Source organism: Streptomyces sp. NPDC127114, from assembly GCF_042677525.1.
Classification (GTDB): Bacteria; Actinomycetota; Actinomycetes; order Streptomycetales; family Streptomycetaceae; genus Streptomyces.
In genome coordinates this window covers 1-15,561 of record NZ_JBHXTJ010000029.1, presented here as the reverse complement: position 1 = coordinate 15,561, position 15,561 = coordinate 1, and the positions used below count along the sequence as shown (strand labels likewise).

12 protein-coding genes are annotated in these 15,561 nt (G+C 73.7%); 7 read left to right on the top strand and 5 right to left on the bottom strand.

What is annotated here, in order from left to right; genetic code table 11:
• Nucleotides 1-26: 26 nt before the first annotated feature.
• Nucleotides 27-1,019 carry a GlxA family transcriptional regulator gene (locus ACFVGS_RS25875; protein WP_384415117.1) on the bottom strand — a complete coding sequence of 331 codons (993 nt, stop codon included), beginning with the start codon at nt 1,017-1,019 and terminating at the stop codon, nt 27-29.
• A 332-nt stretch (nt 1,020-1,351) separates the two neighbouring features.
• Here ACFVGS_RS25875 and ACFVGS_RS25870 point away from each other — a divergent pair, with 332 nt between their 5' ends.
• The 3 genes from ACFVGS_RS25870 to ACFVGS_RS25860 are packed head-to-tail and all read left to right on the top strand — an operon-like array spanning nt 1,352 to nt 6,458.
• A complete protein-coding gene (locus ACFVGS_RS25870) occupies nt 1,352-4,120 on the top strand; it encodes a YfhO family protein (protein WP_385693806.1) in 2,769 nt (922 codons plus the stop codon).
• Between the two features lie 41 nt (nt 4,121-4,161).
• Nucleotides 4,162-5,127: a glycosyltransferase family 2 protein gene (locus tag ACFVGS_RS25865; protein WP_384415112.1), complete on the top strand. Its 966-nt coding sequence runs from the start codon at nt 4,162-4,164 to the stop codon at nt 5,125-5,127.
• Between the two features lie 2 nt (nt 5,128-5,129).
• Nucleotides 5,130-6,458 (top strand): polysialyltransferase family glycosyltransferase, encoded by a 1,329-nt coding sequence (locus ACFVGS_RS25860; protein WP_385693804.1) that lies wholly within the window; start codon nt 5,130-5,132, stop codon nt 6,456-6,458.
• 47 nt (nt 6,459-6,505) lie between these two features.
• Here ACFVGS_RS25860 and ACFVGS_RS25855 read toward each other — a convergent pair whose 3' ends face one another.
• A complete protein-coding gene (locus tag ACFVGS_RS25855; RefSeq protein WP_384415107.1) occupies nt 6,506-7,285 on the bottom strand; it encodes a VOC family protein in 780 nt (259 codons plus the stop codon).
• Nucleotides 7,286-7,506: 221 nt separating this feature from the next.
• On the opposite strand from ACFVGS_RS25855, the gene ACFVGS_RS25850 reads away from it, so the two are divergent.
• Nucleotides 7,507-8,334 carry a sulfurtransferase gene (locus ACFVGS_RS25850; RefSeq protein WP_385693802.1) on the top strand — a complete coding sequence of 276 codons (828 nt, stop codon included), beginning with the start codon at nt 7,507-7,509 and terminating at the stop codon, nt 8,332-8,334.
• Nucleotides 8,335-8,572: 238 nt separating this feature from the next.
• Here ACFVGS_RS25850 and sepH read toward each other — a convergent pair whose 3' ends face one another.
• Nucleotides 8,573-9,628, bottom strand: a complete 1,056-nt coding sequence (sepH, locus tag ACFVGS_RS25845; protein WP_384415101.1) for a septation protein SepH — start codon at nt 9,626-9,628, stop codon at nt 8,573-8,575.
• Between the two features lie 432 nt (nt 9,629-10,060).
• Between sepH and ACFVGS_RS25840 the strand changes: the two genes are divergently transcribed.
• The gene (locus ACFVGS_RS25840) at nt 10,061-10,831 is read left to right on the top strand and encodes a hypothetical protein (protein WP_385693800.1); all 771 of its coding nucleotides are present in this window, start codon (nt 10,061-10,063) and stop codon (nt 10,829-10,831) included.
• 3 nt (nt 10,832-10,834) lie between these two features.
• Here the strand turns inward: ACFVGS_RS25840 and ACFVGS_RS25835 are convergent, their stop codons facing one another.
• Nucleotides 10,835-12,181: a D-arabinono-1,4-lactone oxidase gene (locus tag ACFVGS_RS25835; protein WP_385693798.1), complete on the bottom strand. Its 1,347-nt coding sequence runs from the start codon at nt 12,179-12,181 to the stop codon at nt 10,835-10,837.
• A complete protein-coding gene (locus ACFVGS_RS25830) occupies nt 12,114-13,382 on the bottom strand; it encodes an MFS transporter (protein WP_385693796.1) in 1,269 nt (422 codons plus the stop codon). Before ACFVGS_RS25830 ends, ACFVGS_RS25835 begins: the two co-directional genes overlap by 68 nt.
• Before the next feature lie 169 nt (nt 13,383-13,551).
• On the opposite strand from ACFVGS_RS25830, the gene ACFVGS_RS25825 reads away from it, so the two are divergent.
• Both ACFVGS_RS25825 and ACFVGS_RS25820 read left to right on the top strand, forming a co-directional pair.
• Nucleotides 13,552-14,679 (top strand): ferrochelatase, encoded by a 1,128-nt coding sequence (locus ACFVGS_RS25825; protein WP_384415090.1) that lies wholly within the window; start codon nt 13,552-13,554, stop codon nt 14,677-14,679.
• 12 nt (nt 14,680-14,691) lie between these two features.
• Complete coding sequence (locus ACFVGS_RS25820) at nt 14,692-15,492, top strand: inositol monophosphatase family protein (protein ID WP_385693795.1); 801 nt, start codon at nt 14,692-14,694, stop codon at nt 15,490-15,492.
• Nucleotides 15,493-15,561 lie beyond the last annotated feature (69 nt).

Here is a 15,561-nt window from a genome sequence, read left to right as displayed (position 1 = left end):
CGCGGACCCGCCGCCGAGGCGGTCCGTCAGCCCGGTACGGCCCGGAAGCGGCGCCGGTACTCCATCGGCGTCGTGTCGAGCCTGCGCCGGAACGCCCGTATGAGCGTGTCCGTCGTGCCGAACCCGCAGGTGGTGGTGATGCGGTCGAGGGTCGCGTCCGTCGACTCCAGCAGGATGCGGGCCCGTTCGACGCGCGCCGACTCCACGTACGCGCTCGGCGTCGTACCGAGCTCCGACTTGAAGATGCGGGTCAGCTGACGCTCGCTCACGTGGGCGACCTCGGCCAGGTCCGCGAGCGTCAGCCGGGCGTCCAGATGGCGCGTGACGTAGTGGCGCAGGTCCTCCACCCGCCGGGTGGTGGAGACGGGCTCCAGCGGCACGCTGAACTGGCTCTGGCCGCTGGGCCGCTTCAGGTACATCACCAGCTGCCGGGCCACCCGCAGCGCCGTGTTCTCGCCGAAGTCGTCGGCGACGAGCGCGAGCGACAGGTCCAGGCAGGAGCTGATCCCGGCGCCCGTCCACACGTCGCCGTCGCGGATGAAGATCGGATCGGCGTCCACCTCCACCGCCGGGTGGTCGGCGGCCAGCTGTCCCGCCGTCGACCAGTGCGTGGTGACCCGCTTGCCGTCGAGCAGCCCGGCAGCGGCCAGGATGTGCGCGCCGACGCAGACGGAGGTGACCCGGCGGGTCCGCGCGGCCAGGGTCTTCACCCAGGTGACCACCTCCGGGTCGACGAGCGCCCGCACCCGCCGCTCGGCGTCCGTCTCGACCGAGCCGGGAACCATGAGGGTGTCGATCCTCCGGGCGGCCGCCTCCTCGAAGGTGATGTCGGGCAGGATACGGACGCCGGCCGAGGTGGTGACCGGTTCCTTCGACGCCGCGGCGAGGACGACCTCGTAGCCCGTCGGGTCGTCGATCTCACGGCGCAGCAGGGCGAAGACCTCCGGCGGTCCGGTGACGTCGAGCAGATCGACGCCCTCGAACAGGACGATGACGACGAGTCGGCCGACGGTGCTCATGACTCGGCATCGTACGGGCCGGTCGTACGGGTCGGTCGTACGGGCCCCGGCGTGCGCGCCCGGTCGTGCGCGCCCGGTCGTGCGCGCCCGGTCGTGCGCGTCCCGGCGTACGCGCCGTGCCTGCGCGCCCGGTCGGACGCTCCCCGCCGTACACGCCTCGCCGTACGCGCCCGGTCGGGGCACCGGCTGTTCACCTGAGGTGTGCCCGGGGACCTCCTTCCGATCGGCCGAAGGTCGCACGGCTCGGAGGTAATGCGTCTCTACGACGATCGGACCGCGTGGCGCCCGCAGGCCGGCACCGCGGGCCGAGCCGAACCGCCTCTGGAGGACGTGTGCCACCCGCAGCCGAGACCGAGTCCCGACCGTCCCGGCCTCGGCTCCGGGCGGCGGCCGGTGCGGCCCTGCTCACCGGCCTGCTGTTCTGCCTGGCCGGCCGGCTCGCCGGGAGCCATCCGCTCGGACCCCGGACCCGCAACATCGTCGACCTGGGCCAGCAGTACCTGCCGTACCACGTCTACTGGCGCAAGCTGCTCCTCGGCGACACCGACGGCGATCTCTTCCTCAACTGGTCCTCGGGCTTCGGCGCGAACTTCCTCGGCGACTTCGGCACGTATCTGAGCAGCCCGTTCGACCTGCTGGTGGTCCTCTTCCCGGCCGACCGCCCCGAACTCGCCCTGTACGTCATCACCGCGCTCAAGATCGCCACGGCGGGCGCGGCGATGGCGGCCCTGCTCCTCACCCTGCGGCGCGGCCCCTGGCCCGTCGCCGCGATCCTCGGCACCGCGTACGCGCTGTCCGGCTGGACCTTCAACTACGGCGCGAGCGTGCCGATGTGGCTCGACGGCCTGGTGGCCTTCCCGCTGCTCTGCATGGTGGGGGAGTGGGCCCGTAAGGGGCGCCGCCCGGTCCTCGGGCCGCTGGTCGTCGCCGTCGCGTGGTTCGCCAACTTCTACACCGCGTACATGGCCACCATCGGCGCCGCGGTCGTCCTCGTGCTCAGGCTGCTCACCACCGACGACACCGGCACGGCCACGGGCTCAGGTGCCGGCACCGCCCCGGGCACGGGTGCCGGTACGCGGCTCGGCACCGGCAGCGAGACCTGGGCCGAGGTCCCCGCCGGTGCGAACCGGCCCCGTCCGTCGCGCCCGCGGCTCCGTGCGCTGCTGCGGGCCGCCCGTACCGTCGCCATCGGCGTCGGACTCGCCGCCCCGCTCGTCCTCGTGATCTTGCTCGGCACCAAGACCGCCGACCCGACCCCGCCCACGCCCTTCGTCCCGGCCGCCTGGACCGACGTCCTCGCCCGCTTCCTGCCGGCCACGGCGAGCGTCGCCACGCCCGCCCTCTTCATCGGCACGCCCGCCCTGGCGCTGGCGCTGACCCTGCCCTTCAACACCGCGGTCGCCGCCCGCGTCCGCACCGGCTGGACCACGGCGATCGTGCTGGTCACCCTCTCCCTCCAGTGGGAGCCGACCCATCTGCTCTGGCACGCGGGCGCCTCGCCCAACGGCATCCCGTACCGCCAGACCTTCGTCCTCTGCGGGCTGCTGCTCATGGCCGCCTGGCTGTCCGTGGCGCGCGGCCTGCCCCGGCCCGCCGCGCTCCTCGGCGGCGCCGGACTGCTCGCCTTCATCGCGCGGGCCGCGAACGACAGCGCCGACATCGACCGCTGGACCTACCCGGCCGTCGCCGGCGCCGCCGTCCTCGCGCTCCTCGCCGCCGTGTTCGCCCTGGCCGCAGGCCTCGGAGCGAACGGCGGGCCGTCGCCGGCGCGGCCCGCCGGTCGGCTGCTGCCCGTCCTCGCCGTCGGCCTGCTGCTCGCCGCCCAGGCGGGCGAGACCCTGGTCACCGGCAAGCGCATAGAGGAGCAGCAGCTCGCCAAGGTCTCCTGGGCGCCGCGGATCGGTCCCTGGCACACCGACATGGCCGCCGCCGTCACCGAGAAGGACGCCTGGCCGCGCCACCGCACCGACCCCGGCGAGGTGCCCGGCGGCAACGACGTCCTCCTGGTCGGCGGCGAGGGCGCCGACTACTACAGCAGCCTCACCTCCGACACGTACTCCCGCACGCTCGCCGGGCTCGGCTTCGGTTACTACGCCAAGGGCCGCCACCCGGTCAGCCTCGACAGCCCGGTCACCGACGCGATCTTCTCCATCGGCACCCGGATGCGTTCCACCCCCGAGGGTCCGCTCGCGCTCGACCGGCTCCCCGAGGCCGCGATCACCGTCACCGACACACCCGTGCCGCCGCTCGTCACCGTGCACCCGCGCACGCCGGCGCCGCCGCGGGGCGCACCCGAGTCCGCCTTCACCCGCCAGGAGCGGATGCTCGGCCACCAGGTGTACGCGGTGCCGGCCGCCCCGGTCCGTACCGCCGCGCCCGACGGCACCGCCACCACCCTGACCGCAAGCTGCCCGGCCGGCTCCGAGGTCTGGTTCTGGGCGCCCGAGTACCAGGGCACGGCCGCCCTCGCCGACGGCCGCGGCGCTCCGGCCGTGGCGTACGCCGGAAAGCTCCCCTCCGTCCTCGCGCCCATGCAGCGGCTCGGCACCGTCCCGGCCTCCGGCACCGTGCGCGTCGACCTCCACCCGAAGGGCCGGGGGAAGGCCGAGGCCACGTCCACGGCGGCGGGCAAAGCCCAGGCGGCGCCCCCGCTCAAGCTCCCCGCCCGCCCCATCGGCTGCCTGCAGCAGCACCGGCTCGACACAGCGGTGCGGGCCCTGACCGCCGGTGGTGCGACCTCCGTCCGCACCACCGGCCACACGATCACCGCCGAGCTGCCCGCGGGCAGCACCGGCACCGCCGTCCTCGCCGTACCCCGGATCTCCGGCTGGCGCTGCGCCGCAGGCGACGCGCCCCTCGCGCCAGCGCGCAGCCGCCTCGGTCTGCTCGCCGTCCCGCTGGACGGCAGGGCCACCTCCGTGACCTGCTCGTTCCGGCCGCCCGGCCTGCGGCTCGGCGGAGCGGTCGGGGCGGCGGCGCTCCTCGCGCTGCTCGTGACCGCGCTGCTCCACCGCCGCCCTCGCGGGCGTGAACCCCACGGACGGGAAGAGTTCACCGTCCGTGCACACATGGCTCGTTCAACGGAGAAGACCTCCGTCTAGCCTGCCCGACCAGTACCGATAAGCGAGTTGGTGATCTCCGAGTGCCGAAACTGTCCGTCGTCGTGCCCTTCCACAATGTCGGGCCCTACGCCCCCGACACCCTGCGCAGTCTCGCCGACAACGCGGACGACGACACCGAGTTCCTGCTGGTCGACGACCACTCGACCGACGAGACGCCGGACCTCCTCGACCGCTGGAAGAGCCGCATCCCGCAGGCGACCGTGATCCGTCACGAGACCAACCTCGGCGTCGCCCAGGCGCGCAACACCGGAATCGACGCGGCCACCGGCGACTACATCACCTTCCTCGACGGCGACGACTGGTACGCCCCCGGACACCTCCGGGCCATGGTGACCGGAATCCACCGCCTGGGCTGCGACTTCGCGCGTACCGACCACGTCCTGTCCACCGCCCGCACCCGGCAGATCCGCTACGCGCCGGCGAAGGTGCGCGACGCCGTCATGGACCCCCGGGACGGCATCGCCCCGTCCAGCATGGTCACGATGGTCGACTACCCGTTCGTACCGTTCGGCGTCTACAGCGCCCGGCTCTTCGAGAACGGCGCCTCGCGCTTCGAGACGAAGCTGCGCACCGCCGAGGACCGGCTCTGGATCTGGCGGCTGCACCTCACCGCCACCAGCTACGCGGCGCTCTCGCTGCACGGCGTCTTCTACCGGCGCGGCGTCACCACCTCGCTGACGCAGATCACCGACAACCGGCAGCTGGACTTCATCCCGTCCTACGACCTGCTGCTCGACGAGGTGTCCCGGGACCGTGACGCCGACCGCTTCCTGCCGAAGGCCGTCCGGACCTACTGCGCGATGATCGCCTTCCACATGGCGAAGGCCGACCAGTACGAGCCGGCCGTGACGAAGCGGCTTCGCCGCGACGTCACCGACGCCCTGCGCCGGATGCCGCAGCAGGTGCTCGCCGAGACCCTCGCGACCATGGACACACCCCGCAGCACCCTGCTCCGCAGCCTGCGCGACACCGGAAAGGCAGCCTGACCATGCCGACGACCACGGGTGCCACGCCGAGCCCCCGGCCCGCCGCGGACCGGGTCCAGATCTTCCAGGTGTCCACGTTGTACGGGGCCGCGACCGTGGCCGCCGCGATCGACGCCGGCCAGTTCGGCGGTCCGGGCGACGCCCGGCGCGTCCTGCTCGTCTCGAACAACGCCGAGGTCCCCGAGACCGCCGTTCGCCTGGAGACGATGACCGGGTACGAGCGGATCGCGGCCCGCTTCGCCCAGGTCGTCGACTGGAACGAGGCCGTGCACCCGCACCACCCCAGCTCCTGGGCCCCGCGCCCGGAGGAGTCCCCGCTCTGGCAGCGGGTCTTCCGCACCGCCTGGGACCTCGGTACCGCGACCGTCGAGCTGGTCGTGGAGTCCATCCAGGTCAACCCGGCCAAGGCGCTCGCCGCGGTGTTCGCCGAGAGCTCCGTCCACGTCTACGCGGACGGCCTGATGAGCTACGGTCCCACCCGCGACGAGCTGCCCCAGTCCATCGCCTGCCGCATCCGCCGGGTCCTCCACCTCGACCTGGTGCCGGGCCTGCGGCCGCTGCTGCTCACCGAGTACGGCGTCGGCGCCGAGCTCGTCGCCGACGACGCCTTCCGCTCGGTGCTGCGGGAGATCGCCGAGGCCTCCCGGGACTCCGCGGAGAACACCGCGCTCGCCGCGGCGGCGGCCGCCGCGCCCACGGCGCTGCTGCTCGGCCAGTACCTCGCCGTCCTCGGGATCCTCACCGGCGAGGAGGAAGAGGAACTGCACGTGCGGATGCTGCGCGGCGCCGCCGCGGCGGGCCACCGATCCGTCGTCTTCAAGCCGCATCCGACGGCCCCGGCGAGCTACTCCACCGCGCTGCACGAGGAGGCCGCCCGTACCGGCGTCACCCTCACCGTCCTGGACGGTCCGCTGCTCGCCGAGACCTACTACGAACGCTGCCGCCCGCAGCTCGTCGTGGGCTGCTTCTCCACGGCCATGCTGACGGCCGCCGTCTACTACGGCGTTCCGGTCGCGCGGGTCGGCACCGACATGGTCCTCGCCCGGCTCACGCCGTACGAGAACAGCAACCGGGTCCCGCTCACGGTCGTCGGCCACGTGGTGCCGGACCTGGAGGGCGACACCGCGCCCGCCGTGCCCGGCGCCGCGCCGGAGAGCCTCGCCCCGCTGGTCCGCGCGGTCGGCTACTGCATGCGTCCCACCGCCCACCCGGCCCTGCGCGAGGAGACGGCCGGGTACATCGCGGAGCACGGCGGGGAGCCGGGCCTGGAGCTCCACTTCCCGGCGGAGCGCCTGGCGGAGCTGGAGCTGCGGGCGCTCGCGCGGGCGTAGCGGTCGCGCGACCGGGGCCTCGTCCAAACGCGTCGACCGGAATTCGCTCAGGAGGGGCGGTCGGCCGACCGTACGAGTGTGAAGACGGCGCCCTCCGGATCCGTCACCAGGGCGAGCCGGCCCGCCGTGCCCTCGCGGGGCGGCCGCAGGACCTGGCCGCCCAGCTCGCCGACCAGCCGGGCGGCGGCGTCCACGTCGTCCACCTCGAAGTACGTCATCCAGTGCGCCCCCCGGTCACGGGGCAGCGCCGAGCCCACGCCGTGGAGCGAGGCGACCGGGCGGCCGTCGAGGTGGAGGGTGAGGTAGTCGAAGTCGGCCGAGACGACCGGCTCGATCTCGTAGGCGAAGATCGTCCGGTAGAACTTGCCCACCGAGGCGGTCTCGTACGTCAGCAGTTCGTTCCAGACCGGTGTGCCGGCCGGTCCGGCCACCGCCGTGCCGTGGTGGGCGTCGGCCTGCCACACGCCGAAGACGGCGCCCGCCGGGTCCGAGCAGATCACCATGCGCCCCGCCTCGCCCGCGTCGAGCGGACCGACGGCGACCGTGCCTCCGCAGCAGCGGATGCTCTCCGCGGTCTCGTCGGCGTCGTCGGTGGCGAGATAGGGCGTCCAGGCGATCGGCAGATGTCGGTCCGGGGGCAGCTGGCCGATCCCGGCCACCTCCCGGCCGTCGAGCAGCGCGCGCACGTACGGGCCGAGCTGCTGGGGCCCCGGCACGAAGTCCCAGCCGAACAGCGCGGCGTAGAACTCGCACGTCGCGTCAAGTCCGTGCACCATCAGGCTCACCCAACAGGGTGTGCCGGGTGTACGCCGAGTGCCCTCGGTCATCCGTCACTCTTTTCTCGCCAGTGGCCGTACACCAGGGGCCGGCGGGGCCGGTGGGGCGTACGAGGCTTCCGGCCCGGGTCCTGCCCGCGCTGCACCCGCCATACACATGCGCCGGCGTCCGTCCCCCTCCCGATGGTTGCACCGGGGAGCGTGCCGCGCGCCCCGGACGATTCTCCGGCGGGTGCCGTTCTCAGGGGGCGGGCTGCGCGAGGATGGCACCCATGAAGCCCATCATCTCCGTAAGCGAACTCGTGAGCGAATCGACCGGGGCGAAGCCGCCGGTCCTCCTGGACGTCCGCTGGACCCTCGGCGGCCCGCCCGGACGGCCGGAGTACGAGGCCGGGCACATCCCCGGCGCCGTGTACGTCGACCTGGACGCCGAGCTCGCCGGCCCGCCCGGGACCGGCGGGCGCCACCCGCTGCCGGACGTGTCGGAGTTCGGTGCCGCGATGCGCCGTGCGGGTGTCTCGGCGGACACCCCGGTCGTCGTCTACGACGGCGGTCTCGGCTGGGGCGCGGCGCGCGCGTGGTGGCTGCTGCGGTGGGCGGGACACCCGGACGTCCGGGTCCTGGACGGTGGTCTCGCCGCGTGGACCGGCGAGCTGTCCAAGGACGTGCCGGAGCCCGCGCCGGGCGACTTCGAGCCGCGGCCGGGCGCGCTCGGGCTGCTCGACGCGGACGGTGCGGCGTCCCTGGCCCGCTCGGGTCTGCTGCTCGACGCGCGCGCCGGTGAGCGCTACCGCGGCGAGGTGGAGCCCATCGACCGGGTCGGGGGCCACATCCCGGGCGCGGTGTCGGCCCCGACGACGGAGAACGTGGGCCCTGACGGCCGCTTCCTGCCGCCGGAGGCGCTGGCGGCCCGCTTCACCGCGCTGGGCGCGACGCCGGACACGGACGTGGCCGTCTACTGCGGCTCGGGGGTGTCGGGCGCCCATGAGGTCCTCGCCCTCACCCTGGCCGGCTTCCCGGCGGCCCTCTACGCCGGCTCCTGGTCCGAATGGTCCTCGGACCCGTCCCGCCCGGTCGCCACGGGCCCGGACCCGCAGTAGCCGGACCACCGTTGGGGGGCGTTCGTCGCGCACGTCGGGACGGATGCCCACCACGGGGATGGGGCGGGCGAATGCCCGGCAGGGCGGCGCCGCCCTGGGGGCAGGTTGTCCGTACGAGTCGACCGCTGTCGGCCGGCCGGTGGGCCTGGCATGGCGCAGGCGCGCCACGACGGCGCGGGCCCACGAGCCCAGGCGCGCCGCGAAGGCGGTTCCGGACGAGCGCAGGCTCGCCGCGGCGTCAGTCCTGCTTCTTGCGGCGGGTGCCGAAGACGATTTCGTCCCAGCTCGGGACCGCCGCCCTCCGGCCCGGGCGGACGCCGTCCGCCTCGGCCTGGCGGTCCGTCGTGCCGATGAGGCGGTCGCGATGGCCCGAGACCGCGCGGGGCATCAGGACGTCCGCGTACGCGGAGCCGGCGCCCGCCGAGGCGGCCGGCGCGGGCGGCTCCTCCGCCTCGACCTCGTCGGAGGGCTCCGTGTCGGACGGCTCGGGCACCACCATGTCGCCGCGGAAGCTCGGCACCGCCTCCAGGAGGCTGGTCAGCGAGTCGCGCTCCTCCTCCGGCTCGGGAGCCGGCGCGGGCGTCCGCTCGATCTGGCGGTCGAGCGCGCGGTCCAGCGGCCGGTCCCGGGGCAGCCGGGCGATCCGCGGGACGAAGGGGAAGCTCGGCTCCGGCACCGCGGCGAGCGTGTCGTCGGTCTCGCCGATCAGCGCCCGCGCCTCGTCGTCGACGGCCTGGACGAGCCGCCGGGGCGGGTCGTACGTCCAGCTGGCGGTGTGCACCTCGCCCGCGACGCGGTAGACGAGCAGCACCTCCCAGGTGCCGTCGTCGCGGCGCCACGAGTCCCACTGCACGGTGTCCTTCTCGGCGCCGCGCAGCAGCAGCCGCTCCTGCACCGCCTCGCCGAGCTGGGGTCCGGTGTTCTCGCCCGGCCGGCGCACGGGGGTCTTGCGGGCCCGCTCCGCCATGAACGCGCGCTCCGCGAGGACGGGGCCCTCGAAGCGCCGTACCCGGTCGACGGGGATTCCGGCGAGCTGCGCGACCTCCTCCGCGGAGGCACCGGCACGTATCCGGGCCTGGATGTCGCGGGGGCGGAGGTGGCTCTCGACCTCGATCTCGATCTGGCCGAGCCGCGCACGGTCGTTGCGGACGGCGGCCCGCAGCCGCTCGTCGATCGGAAGTGTGTACTCCGTGTTGTCAGCAGCCTTCAGCACCAGTCGTGTGCCGTCGTTCGAGACGGCCACGACACGCAGTTCGGGCATGGGAACCTCCCGGGTGGTGCCTGCCGACGTCACGTGCGTCGCTGCTTCCGCTAGTCGAGTGTGGCCTGCCCGGGTGCAGCCTGCCACAACCCTGCCGAGTTGCCCGGCGTGTCGGGCATGGACCCTGGAACGCCGTTATGGCACGGTTACCTGATTGCGACGCAGAGTGACTGGCCGTCACGCTGTGTCGCGGGCTCCGTGCGGTGCCGCGGCGCCGCCGGTTCGAGTGCCACCTTCGGCCCCCTTCCGTCGATTCCGGACACCCGTGAGGGAATCCGGACCCAGGGCTCGCCACAGTACTCCATTCGGGCCACCTGGGTGGACCGGCGCGCCGCCCAACTTCTCGGGCGGTTCGGGAGTTGAGTCTCCGCTATGCCCTCGACCGCGTGTCCCTCTTCACAGAACCACCAGAAACGGAACTAATCCCGCCGCCCATTTGTCCCTTCCGGGTGCACGGTGGAACAGATGAACACGCTGGGAAGGGACATGCCCGAAGAGAAGAAGAAACGGTTCGACCTGAGCCTTCCTCAGGTCGTGGGCAGTGCGCTCGCGGCCGTCCTCGCCGCCAAGCTCGCCTCCACCCTCGGCGTCTACGGCACCATCCTCGGCGCCGGTGTGATCAGTGTCATCGCCACCTGCGGCGGCCCGGTCCTCCAGCACGTCCTCAAGCGCACCGGCGAGCAGATGCGCGAGGCCACCACGGCCGCCAGGCCGAAAGCGCGTCAGGCCCCGGCGCAGGCCCCGGCGTCGTACAGCGAGGCGTTCGGCGAGCCCACCACCCACGGCACCCGGGTCCGCGGCTGGAAGCGCTCCGCCCTCGGCGCCGCCGTGGTCTTCCTGGTCGCCATGGGCGGCATCACCGCGTACGAGCTGACCTCCGGTCAGGACCTCGGCGGCACCAAGGGCGCCACGACCTTCGGCTCCGCCGTCCGCGGCGAGGGCAGCGGCGGGAGCGGGCAGCGGCCTTCCACGGGCGGAACGCCGTCCTCGACGCCCGACCCCGGGAGCGGCGGGGAGGAGCGGCCGGGCGCCGGCGAAACGCCGATGCCGACGCCGGACCGTACTCCCGGTTCGGGGACGCCGACCCCGGGTCCGACGCCCTCGACGTCGACCGAGCCCGCCGACGGCGGCTCGACCCCGCCGACCGCGCCGACCGCGCCGCCCGCGACGCCGCCCGCCACCCCGTCGACGGCTCCGTCCACCGCCCAGGCGCCCGCCGGCGACGGAGCCGAGTGACCGTCAGTCGCCCAGGACCCGGCGCAGGTAGTCGTTGGCGAAGCGCCGGTCCGGGTCGAGCCGGTCGCGCAGCGCCGTGAACTCGGCGAAGCGCGGATAGGCCTTCTCGAAGTAGGCGGCGTCCCGGGTGTGCACCTTGCCCCAGTGCGGGCGCCCGGCGTGCGCCGTCATGATGCGCTCCACCGCGGTGAAGTAGCCGCGGTGGGGCGTGCCCTTGTAGAGGTGCACGGCGATGTACGCGGACTCCCGGTCCGAGGCCGTGGACAGCGCGATGTCGTCCGCCGGCGCCGTACGCACCTCCACCGGGAAACTCACCTTCAGTGGTGAGCGTTCGATCATCGCCTTCAGCTCGCGCAGCGCCGGCACCGCCGCCTCACGCGGCAGCGCGTACTCCATCTCCAGGAAGCGGACCCGGCGCGGCGAGGTGTAGACCTTGTACGGGATGTCCGTGTACGTACGGGCGGACAGCGCCCGGCTGGAGACCTTCGCGAGCGCCGGGATGACCGGCGGCACCGCCCGGCCCAGCGAACAGGCCAGCTGGAAGATCCCGTTGGACAGCAGCTCGTCCTCGACCCAGCCGCTCACCCTGCCCACCGGGGCCGCGGGGCCCGCGCTGCGGTTGTTGCGCTTGGTGTTGCAGTTGTAGGTGTGCGGGAACCAGTAGAACTCGAAGTGCTCGTTCTCCGCGTGCAGCGCGTCGAACTCCGAGGTCACCCGGTCGAAGGACATCGGCTCCTCGCGCGCGGCGAGCAGGAACAGCGGCTCCACGGCGAAGGTGACGGCGGTGACCACGCCGAGCGCGCCGAGACCGATCCGGGCGGCGGCGAAGACCTCGGGGTTCTCCGTCTTCGAGCAGGTCATCAGGCGGCCGTCGGCGGTGACCAGTTCGAGCGCGCGGATCTGGGCGGCGATGGAGGCCGAGTCGCGGCCGGTGCCGTGCGTGCCCGTGGAGGTGGCCCCGGCGACCGTCTGCTCCATGATGTCGCCCATGTTCGTGAGCGACAGGCCCTCCCGGGCCAGCGCCACGTTGAGCCGCTTCAGCGGGGTGCCGGACTCGACGGTCACGGTCATCGCCTCGCGGTCGATCCGGCGGATGCCGGTGAGCAGTCCGGGCCGGATGAGGACGCCGTCGGTGGCGGCGATCGAGGTGAAGGAGTGGCCGGTGCCGACCGTCTTCACCCGCAGGCCGTCCTCGGCGGCCCGGCGCACGGCGTCGGCGACCTCCTCGGCCGAGGCGGGGCTCACCTCCCGTACGGGGCGGGAGGTGACGTTCCCGGCCCAGTTACGCCACGTGCTGCTGGCCGTCCCGGTGTTCCCCCACCGCTGCGGCTGCGTCGTCGACCTGCTCAAGCTGCCCCTCCCGCGTCGGCGCCGGCGTGCGCAGCCGGCGGTGGCCCAGGAGTGCCACGGCGACCGCGAGCGCGCCCGAGACGACGGGCACCACGTACGCCGCTTCCGCCCCGGACGCGTCGACCACCCAGCCGGCGGCCGAGGAGCCGAGCGCCACACCGACGGCGAGCCCGGTCCCTGTCCAGGTCATGCCCTCGGTCAGCTTGGTGCGCGGTACGTGCGCTTCGACGAGGGCCATCGTGGTCACCATCGTCGGCGCGATGGACAGGCCCGCGACAAAGAGCGCCACGGCCAGCAACGGCAGGTTCCCGGCCAGTAGGAGGGGGATCATACTCACGGCCATCGCGCACACGCCGACGAGCCAGCGGACCGACGGCTGCCCCTTCACCCGGAGCAGCCCGAAGACCGCGCCGGCCACACCGGAGCCCAGCGCGTAGACGGCCAGAACCAGACTTGCCGCCGACTTGTGCCCCTGCTCCTCGGCGAAGGCGACGGTCACGACGTCCACCGAGCCGAAGATGGCGCCGGTGGCGACGAAGGCGAGCGCCAGGACCTGCAGGCCGGGGGAGCGCAGCGCGGAGCCGCCCGAGTGCGCCTCGCGCGGGTGCGGGGCCGGCTCGGTGGCGCGCTGCGCGGTCAGCCAGAAGACGCCGACGGCGAGGAAGACGCCGGCCAGCAGCGGCCCGGCCTCGGGGAACCAGGTGGTCGACAGGCCGATCGAGAGGATCGGCCCGAAGATGAAGCACACCTCGTCGACGATCGACTCCCACGAGTAGGCGGTGTGCAGCCGCTGTGCCTCGCCCTGGTAGATGTCCGCCCAGCGGGCCCGGGTCATCGCGCCGAGGCTCGGCACCGTGCCGACGCAGGCGGTGAACACGAACAGGGTCCAGTCCGGGGCCCCGAACTTCACGCACAGCAGCAGTCCGGCCGCCGCTGACAGCGAGAACAGCGTGGCCGGGCGGAGCACCCGGCGCTGGCCGTAGCGGTCGACGAGCCGGGAGATCTGCGGGCCGAGCACGGCGGCCGACATGGCGAGCGCGGCGGACAGCGCGCCCGCGAGCCCGTAACGCCCCGTGACCTGCGAAATCATGGTCACGATGCCGATGCCCATCATGGACAGCGGCATCCGGCCGACGAAGCCGGCGAGCGAGAAGGATCTGGTTCCGGGGGCCGCGAAGATCGCGCGATAGGGACTGGACAAGGAGATCTCCGGGCTCGGGCGAGGCATGCAGACCGCACGTGTCCGCGCCGTCCGCGCAAGCACGTGTAATTAATAGCTAAAGCCTACGGCGTTGAACTGGTTCGGTCACTCACTTTTTTCGGTCGGGCCGAGCCCACGGCTGTCAGCGCCGGGTGGGAGGATCGGTGCCATGTCCGACGAGCTCGATCCCGCCCCGTACGACGCCCTGCTGCTGCTCTCCTTCGGTGGCCCGGAGGGCCCGGACGACGTGGTCCCGTTCCTGGAGAACGTGACCCGCGGCCGCGGCATCCCCAAGGAACGGCTGAAGGAAGTGGGCCGGCACTACTTCCTCTTCGGCGGCGTCAGCCCCATCAACGGCCAGAACCGCGCCCTGCTGGACGCCCTGCGCGCGGACTTCGCCGAGACCGGCCTCGACCTGCCGGTCTACTGGGGAAACCGGAACTGGGCGCCCTACCTGACCGACACCCTCCGCGAGATGATCACCGACGGCCGCCGCCACATCGCCGTCCTCGCCACCAGCGCCTACGCCTCCTACTCCGGCTGCCGCCAGTACCGGGAGAACCTGGCGGACTCGCTCGCCGAGCTGGAGGCGGAAGGGCTGCCGCTGCCCCGCGTCGACAAGCTCCGGCACTACTTCAACCACCCCGGATTCGTCCGCCCCATGGTCGAGGGCGTCCTCGCCTCGCTCGCCGAGCTCGACGAGTCCGTGCGGGCCAAGGCCCACCTCGCCTTCACCACCCACTCCATCCCGGACTCCGCCGCCGACACCTCCGGCCCCGTCGCCGACCACGGACAGGGCGGCGCCTACGTGAAGCAGCACCTCGACGTGGCCCGGCTGATCGTCGACGCCGTCCGCGAGGAGACCGGCGTGGAGCACCCCTGGCGGCTCGTCTACCAGTCCCGCAGCGGCGCCCCGCACATCCCGTGGCTGGAGCCCGACATCTGCGACCACCTGGAGGAGCTGCACGCCGCCGGGGCCCCCGCCGCCGTCATGGTCCCCATCGGCTTCGTCTCGGACCACATGGAGGTCCTGTACGACCTCGACACCGAGGCCACCGCCAAGGCCGCCGAACTGGGACTCCCGGTGCGGCGCTCGGCGACCGTCGGAGCCGACCCGCGGTTCGCCGCCGCCGTCCGCGAGCTCCTCCTGGAGCGCGCCGCGACCGAGCGCGGACAGCGCGTCGAGCGCTGCGCCCTCGGCGCCCTCGGGCCCTCCCACGACCTGTGCCCGATCGGCTGCTGCCCCGCCCGCGCGGAGCGCCCGGCGGCGGCCGGCGCCGACAGCCCGTACGCGTAAGGAGACCCCGGCGTGACCGACACCCTGCTGTCCGAACTGCTCGACCTGGCCCTCGAGGCCGGGCGCCGGGCGGGCGCCCTGCTGCGCGACGGGCGCCCGGACGACCTGACCGTGGCCAGGACCAAGACCAGCGCCGTCGACGTGGTCACCGAGATGGACATCGCCGCCGAGAAGCTGATCACCGGCTTCCTCGCCGAGCACCGGCCGCACGACGGCTTCCTCGGCGAGGAGGGTGCCGCCACTCCCGGCACCAGCGGGATCCGCTGGGTCGTCGACCCGCTGGACGGCACCGTGAACTATCTCTACGGCCTGCCGACGTGGGCCGTCTCCATCGCCGCCGAGCGGGACGGGGAGACCGTCGTCGGCGTCGTCGAGGTGCCGCTGCGCGGCGAGACCTTCCACGCCGTCCTCGGCGGCGGCGCGTGGCTCGGCGAGCGGCGCCTCGCCGTCCGGCCCTCGCCGGCGCTCGACCAGGCCCTGGTCGCCACCGGCTTCGGCTACCTCCAGGCCCGCCGGGCCCGCCAGGCCGAGATCGTCCGTCAGCTGCTGCCGCGCGTCCGCGACATCCGCCGCGGCGGCTCGGCTGCCATCGACCTCTGCGACGTCGCCGCCGGCCGCGTCGACGCGTACTACGAGCGTGGACTCAACCCCTGGGACCTCGCCGCCGGCGTGCTCGTCGCCCGCGAGGCGGGCGCCCTGACCGGCGGCCGCCCCGGGGAACCTGCCTCGGGCGAACTGGCCCTGGCGGCCTCACCAGGCCTCTTCGGCACCCTCCAGGAGTTCCTGGAGGAGTCGGAGGCCTGGAGCGACTGAGCGGGCCGTGAGAGGCCTCCTCGGGCACGAGGACGGACAAGGGCGGGCCCCCGGAGCCGATGGCTCCGG